Source organism: Pantoea sp. CTOTU46764, from assembly GCF_031974595.1.
GTDB classification, from domain to species: domain Bacteria; phylum Pseudomonadota; class Gammaproteobacteria; order Enterobacterales; family Enterobacteriaceae; genus Pantoea; species Pantoea trifolii.
Genome location: NZ_DALYOQ010000089.1, coordinates 15952 through 18476, shown reverse-complemented (window position 1 = coordinate 18476; position 2525 = coordinate 15952). Strand labels below are relative to the sequence as shown.

Sequence of the window (2525 nt, the reverse complement as noted above, 5' to 3'; positions counted from 1 at the left end):
CTTCGAAGTCTGTGACGGCAGATTTACAGTCTGCTCCCTTTGGCCGCTCGGGAATCCCACCACTGGCCTGAATCATTGCGTCTTAAAGCGGGGCGCATCATAACAAATGCACTCAGCCTGTAAAGCGCCGTCACTGAAAATAAAAACTGTTTGCCCACTTTTTACGCGTGGCGCTGAAGAGTTGTGCAGTTCAGCGCCGAAGTGGTTAAAGAATGATCGTGCGATTGCCGTAAACGAACACGCGCTGGCCTAACACTTTATACAGCGCGCGGCTCAATACATTCTTCTCAACGTCGCGTCCTGCACGCATCATCTCTTCTGCGGTGTAGCTGTGATCGACGTTAATCACGTCCTGCATGATGATTGGGCCTTCATCGAGGTTATCGTTCACGTAGTGCGCAGTGGCGCCGATGATTTTGACGCCACGCTCATAAGCCTGATGATAAGGACGCGCGCCAATGAATGCTGGCAAGAAGGAGTGGTGAATATTGATGATCTGATTTGGATAACGTTGCACGAAGGCGGGGGTCAACACGCGCATGTATTTCGCCAACACCACGTAATCAGGCTGATAACGGTCAATTTCATCCGCCATGCGGTTGTCGTGCTCTTCACGCGTGTGGCCTTCGTGGCTCACCAACACAAATGGAATATCGAAACGTTCCACCAATGAGCGCAGCGTTTCGTGGTTACCGATGACTGCAGCAATTTCCATATCCAGACCGCCAAATGCGCTTTTCATCAGCAGATCGCCAAGGCAATGCGCCTCTTTGGTCACCAGAATCACCACACGACGACGACCGGCACTTTGCAGTTCACGCACAGAACCGACTGGGAGTGCGCTATCGAGATCGGCCAGCAAAGTGTTGTCGTTGAAAATGCCTTCCAGCTCGGTGCGCATGAAAAAGCGGCCGGTACGGTGATCGACAAACTCATTATTCTGCACAATGTTGAGTTCGTGCTTGTAACAAATGTTGGTGATCTTGGCGATCAAACCTTTCGCATCAGGGCAAATGGTTCGTAAAACTTTTCGTTGGATGGTTTGCGCTTGCATCTCGATCAGAGTCCTGTCAAAGCGATGAATGGTAAAGCCGTTGTGTATCTGTCCAGATTAACCACAACATTTTTTGTATTTTTTATCGGCGCCACAAGGACAGCGATCATTACGTCCCAACTCAGGCGTTGTTCCGTCGACATAGTACCAGCGTTGATCCTCGCGAAGAAAGCGCGAACATTCATAGATGGCTGAAGTGCGTCCTTTTTCGAGGTAACGCGCAAAAAACGTCACGAAGGCTTCATTCTCATGGCTTCCATGATTACAACGAGTTACATTCAAGCCCAGCCATTCAGTACCGGCAAAACTTTCGGATAATAGCGTCTCAAGGTCAGCCACGCGTTTACTGGAGTGCCAGGTTTGCGCCAGCCACGCGGCATCTTTCACGACGTAGGCGGTATAGCGTGAGCGCATCAATTGCTCCGCGCTGGACGGGTTCGCTTGGCCATTCAGAAAGGGTTGGCAACATAGGCTATACTCCTTTCCGCTGCAGCAAGGGCACTTTTCAGACACGTCATCTCCTGGAAGTGATTAAAGTAAACTAAAGCGTGCGCTATGGTAGCCGACTGTCAGGCGTGATGCTACGTACCATGCCAATCATGAGGTGAGATGAGAAAAGTCAGGATCGGGCTGGCACTAGGTTCAGGTGCTGCCAAAGGTTGGTCGCACATCGGCGTGATCAATGCGCTAGAACGTGCGGGCATTGAAATCGATGTGGTGGCGGGATGTTCTGTTGGCGCGTTGGTCGGTTCGGCTTACGTGAATGGACGGCTGGGCGTGATGGAAAAATGGGTGAGCGCATTCCGCTATTGGGACGTCATCCGACTGATGGATCTCTCCTGGCAACGCGGCGGTTTATTGCGTGGCGATCGAGTGTTTAGTCACATCCGCCAGCTGATTCCTAACGATCTGATCGATGAGTGCGCCAAGCCGTTTGGCGTGGTAGCAACCAATCTGAGTACTGGACGTGAAGTGTGGTTGACCGAGGGCGATTTGCATCAAGCTGTGCGTGCGTCCTGTAGTATGCCAGGCTTATTACCACCCATTGCTTACAATGGGTATTGGCTGGTTGATGGTGCGGTGGTAAATCCAGTACCGATCTCATTAACCCGTGCATTAGGTGCTGACATCGTTATCGCCGTGGATTTACAGCATGACGCGCACCTGATGCAGCAAGATTTATTGTCAGTTACGCCGCAAAGCGGTGAAGAGGCGGCGGCAGTTGAAGCGCTGAGCTGGGGAAAAAAACTGCGTCAACGCCTGATTGGCCTGACGCAACGCCGTGCTAATCAAACGCCGGGTGCGATGGAGATTATGTCGACATCCATCCAGGTTCTGGAAAATCGCCTGAAACGTAACCGCATGGCGGGCGATCCGCCGGATCTGCTGATTCAGCCGTTTTGTCCACAAATTTCCACACTGGACTTTCATCGTGCAGAAGAAGCCATTGCGGCTGGCAGGGCCGCCGTTG

The 2525-nt window shown here is 52.0% G+C and carries 3 protein-coding genes; 1 reads left to right on the top strand and 2 read right to left on the bottom strand.

The features are described from left to right. Nucleotides 1–205: 205 nt before the first annotated feature. Together purU and RTM06_RS20955 are read right to left on the bottom strand one after the other, a co-directional pair. On the bottom strand, nt 206–1054 hold the full coding sequence (purU, locus tag RTM06_RS20960) for a formyltetrahydrofolate deformylase (RefSeq protein ID WP_036648946.1): 849 nt from the start codon (nt 1052–1054) through the stop codon (nt 206–208). A gap of 57 nt (nt 1055–1111) precedes the next feature. Continuing rightward, the gene (locus tag RTM06_RS20955) at nt 1112–1567 is read right to left on the bottom strand and encodes a YchJ family metal-binding protein (RefSeq protein WP_312184580.1); all 456 of its coding nucleotides are present in this window, start codon (nt 1565–1567) and stop codon (nt 1112–1114) included. A 96-nt stretch (nt 1568–1663) separates the two neighbouring features. Between RTM06_RS20955 and rssA the strand changes: the two genes are divergently transcribed. After that, nucleotides 1664–2525, top strand: an 862-nt coding sequence (gene rssA, locus RTM06_RS20950) for a patatin-like phospholipase RssA (protein WP_312184579.1), incomplete at its 3' end; no start/stop codon positions are given.